At 40.3% G+C, this 3758-nt stretch carries 5 protein-coding genes; 1 reads left to right on the top strand and 4 read right to left on the bottom strand.

Annotated features, from left to right (window positions below):
• The 4 genes from ACFIO3_RS09955 to ACFIO3_RS09940 all read right to left on the bottom strand — a co-directional run.
• Window positions 1–86, bottom strand: an 86-nt coding sequence (locus tag ACFIO3_RS09955) for an OB-fold domain-containing protein (RefSeq protein WP_375704389.1), incomplete at its 3' end; no start/stop codon positions are given.
• Window positions 87–99: 13 nt separating this feature from the next.
• Window positions 100–615, bottom strand: coding sequence for a crossover junction endodeoxyribonuclease RuvC (gene ruvC, locus ACFIO3_RS09950; protein ID WP_375608444.1), 516 nt, complete (start codon window positions 613–615; stop codon window positions 100–102).
• Between the two features lie 841 nt (window positions 616–1456).
• A complete protein-coding gene (locus ACFIO3_RS09945) occupies window positions 1457–1840 on the bottom strand; it encodes a cell division protein ZapA (RefSeq protein WP_375608428.1) in 384 nt (127 codons plus the stop codon).
• Window positions 1841–1852: 12 nt separating this feature from the next.
• On the bottom strand, window positions 1853–2128 hold the full coding sequence (locus tag ACFIO3_RS09940; RefSeq protein ID WP_375608427.1) for a DUF4164 domain-containing protein: 276 nt from the start codon (window positions 2126–2128) through the stop codon (window positions 1853–1855).
• 338 nt (window positions 2129–2466) lie between these two features.
• Here ACFIO3_RS09940 and ACFIO3_RS09935 point away from each other — a divergent pair.
• Window positions 2467–3758 (top strand): transketolase family protein (locus tag ACFIO3_RS09935; RefSeq protein WP_375704388.1); only part of this gene is annotated, 1292 nt, incomplete at its 3' end.

The following is a 3758-nucleotide window of genomic DNA, read 5'->3' as shown; positions in this document are numbered from 1 at the left end:
AAAACAACATAACTCACACCATGAACATCAAGAAGAATATGATCATCAAAGATATGTTCAAGGGTGCCCTTTAATTTGCCAATCATGTTGCCACCCCAATCATATCGCCATCCTTGCCTGATAAGATTGGCCCATACTCTTACGATGCATACTATGACAAAGAGCAAGAGCAAGAGCATCAGCCGCATCATTACTATCAAATTCAGCCCGTGGTAGGAGAACTTTTACCATCATATGGATTTGTTCTTTAGCACCATGCCCAACACCAATAACCGATTTTTTCACTTTGTTGGGGGCATATTCAAAAACAGGAAGGTTTGCTTGGGCAGGAACCAGCAGCGCAATCGCGCGCGCTTGCCCAAGTTTTAAAGTTGCCGTAGCATCTTTGTTGACAAACACATGTTCCACAGCGGCTTCATGGGGCATAAATTGATGCATAATCTCTGAAAGACCTTTGTGGATCTGACAGAGTCTGGAAGCCAGATCACACTGTACATTAGAAGAAACCGTCCCTGCTGCAATAAACTGAAGACGATTACCTGCAAGATCGATAACACCCCACCCTGTATGCCGTAATCCGGGATCAATGCCTATAATACGAATCGTCTCTGCCATAAACTTCAGTTTATACACTTTTATCCCTCTTGGATAAAGGCTCGCCTGGAAAGAAAACAGCAGCAAAGATCAAAACAAGTAAAAAGATAGTCATACCTAAGGAATTTATACATTATACATATAACAAACAGCAGCTTTAAAGAGCACAAACGAAATCAATCAAAAACATTCACACATCACAAGAAAGCAACCTATAAATCAAAAGCAAAATATAAAATTCCCCTTCTCTATCACCTTCCATACCATAACGATTAAACATCGCAAGTGAGCAAATAGATGATACCAAATTGTACATTCATCAGTGTAAAGATGCTACTCAATGGATGGGATACACTTCACGGAAAATTTTTACATTATACCATGATGCCACCAAGATATAAGAGAATAAGGTTATTTTTAAAATATATATACATATGAATCTGCTTGGTGCTATCGAGGGGGACAAGGACTTTTGATAGAACTAGAGCTTTTGGGGAAGTGGAATAAAGATGTTTATTCTTGAAGGATGCTTTGCTGGTTTCTGTTGTAATTTCTATGATTGTTTAGAATGATATTGGTCTTATTATCATCTTGATGCGCGGCATAAAGAAACTTTATTTGAAGCGTAATGATACAAGCCTCCTTGAAACGTTTAAGCGTTTTTTAAGAGGCATTGGATATTCGGGAAAGGCCTTGTTTGTTACGCTTAATGCATGTCAATCACATGACGTGCAAGCCAAGAAAAACCAGTCTTGATTAAGAATCCAACCTGTTTACAGACTGATGTGGGTTTTAGGATTTTTATTCTGTAAAGTGTGAGAGGCAAGTCAAATCTCTGGTTTATTACGCGCTGATGTACTTTTTAGAAGCCTTCCTGTTCTTGTTCTTGAATGTGTGTGCTATTTTGATCATCTTTGAGCAATTGGTTGGTGAGATTTTCAATGCGTTGTGTGGTGTCACGCATAATTTTTCCCATAGTACGATCTCTTTCATTGTGGAGTCTTAAAAGAGCATTGTAGTCTTCTTGTAATTTTTTATTTTCTCGTTTTATTTCTTCCATTTCATCGATAATCATTATGCCTGCCATAACCGATAAACGATGGTCGCCAATTTCACCAAAATTTTTCTTTAAATGTGCGATATATTGGTCCAATTGAGCCGCAAGCGCAATAAGATGACGTTCTTGTCCTTTATCACAAGCCATACGATAATTTTTACCATCAATGGTAACGGAAACAGTTTCCATACATTCAAACCTTTATCTATCAATGACGACACGAATCGTTTCCATTGCTTTAATAAGACGTTTGGAAACTTCTCTGTTTACGGACTCTAAGCGTTCAATTTGGGCTTCAGCTTTGTCAAGCGCTTGAGCAAGATGGCTGCGATCAGCATTCATTCGTTGAATTTCTTCTTCCCATTCGTTATTTTTATCAATAACGGCATTGCGATTTATTATAGTGATCTCTAAGGTTCTGAGTGCTTTTTCCAATTGTTCTAGAGCATCTTGTAGAACCGTAGTCTCTTGGTTCATTGCCTTTATCCTTTGGGTAATTATATCCTTTATCAATGCGTTATGCAAAAACGAATCACTTATACTTTTGTATTGCGTGCATTTTATTTTTAAGGAAGTAGGATATTTTAGCAAGCAAAGCAGGGGATAGATATGAATTAAAAGCTGGATTTTTTGAACATATTGGCATAAATGACATGAATATACAGGATGCGTGAGGGGAATGTTATTTAAATGTGATCAAAGTAGTGTCAAAAAGTCTCACGCTGAGGATTAGAAAATAGTATTTCTCAGGAATTTTTAAAGAGAATACGGAAAAAGCAACAGAATAACGTACTTAACGAAATGGTTTATCGTTTATGAAAAACAACCCACAACAAAATCAGATGGCCAATGCTATCCGTTTTCTTGCTATTGATGCAATTGAAAAAGCAAATTCTGGTCATCCAGGCTTACCAATGGGGGCAGCCGATATTGCTACGATTCTTTATACGAAATTCCTTGCTCATGACCCCCAAAAACCCCGTTGGCCTAACCGTGATCGTTTTGTGTTATCAGCAGGGCATGGATCTATGTTGCTTTATGCTCTCTTGTATCTTTCTGGTTATGAAGATATTGGCATTGAAGATCTCAAAAATTTTCGCCAACTAGGGGCAAAACTTGCTGGACATCCAGAATATGGGCATGTGGCAGGAATCGAAACAACCACTGGTCCTCTCGGACAAGGGTTGGCGAATGCCGTGGGGATGGCGCTTGGGGAACGTTTGCAAAATGCTCGTTTTGGTGATCTTATCGACCATTACACTTACGCGTTGGTGGGCGATGGCTGCCTTATGGAAGGGATTTCTCAAGAAGCAATTTCTCTTGCCGGTCATTTGAAACTCAACAAGCTTATTGTGTTGTGGGACGATAATAATATTTCTATCGATGGAGAGATTTCTCTTGCTGACAGTACAGATCAGATTGCGCGTTTTAAAGCGTGCGGTTGGAATACACACAAAGTGGATGGCCATGATCAAGCCGCAATTGCAAGCGCCATTGAAGCAGCACGCGAGAGTGATAAACCAACGTTAATTGCCTGTAAAACAACCATTGGCTTTGGAGCACCGAATAAGGCTGGAACCAATAAAGTTCATGGAGCCCCTTTAGGAGCACGGGAAATTGCTGAGACCCGTATCGCTTTAGGCTGGGAGGCAGAGCCTTTCGTTATTCCAGCCGATATTCTCGATAGTTGGCGCTTAGCGGGGCTTAATGCCGCTAAAAAACGGCAAAAGTGGGAAGTAAAATTGGCGGATCTCCCTGTATCAGAACGAGTGGAGTTTGAAAGATTGATGCGTGGTGATCTTGTGGGGGGATTTGATAGCGCTATCGATGCTTATAAACAGAAACTCGTTGAAGAGCGCCCTATTGTTGCTACGCGTAAAGCTTCGGAAATGGCTCTGGAAGTGATCAATGAAGTCATTACGGAAACCATTGGTGGTTCTGCCGACCTAACGGGGTCCAATAACACAAAAAGCAGCCAAATGAAAAGTATCTCTGCCGGTGATTTTTCAGGGCGCTATCTCCATTATGGTATTCGCGAACACGCAATGGGCGCTATAATGAATGGGCTTGCTCTTCATGGGGGCTTTATTCCTTATGGGGGAACATT

This window comes from Bartonella sp. AD328YNZD (assembly GCF_042196425.1).
Note: the sequence above shows the minus strand (reverse complement) of the source record. Positions and strands in the feature narration are given on the sequence as shown.

What these genes read in the sequence shown, in the direction of transcription:
- ruvC (WP_375608444.1), bottom strand. Translation starts at nt 615, where the DNA reads ATGGCAGAGACGATTCGTATTATAGGCATTGATCCCGGATTACGGCAT.
- ACFIO3_RS09945 (WP_375608428.1), bottom strand. Translation starts at nt 1,840, where the DNA reads ATGGAAACTGTTTCCGTTACCATTGATGGTAAAAATTATCGTATGGCT.
- ACFIO3_RS09940 (WP_375608427.1), bottom strand. Translation starts at nt 2,128, where the DNA reads ATGAACCAAGAGACTACGGTTCTACAAGATGCTCTAGAACAATTGGAA.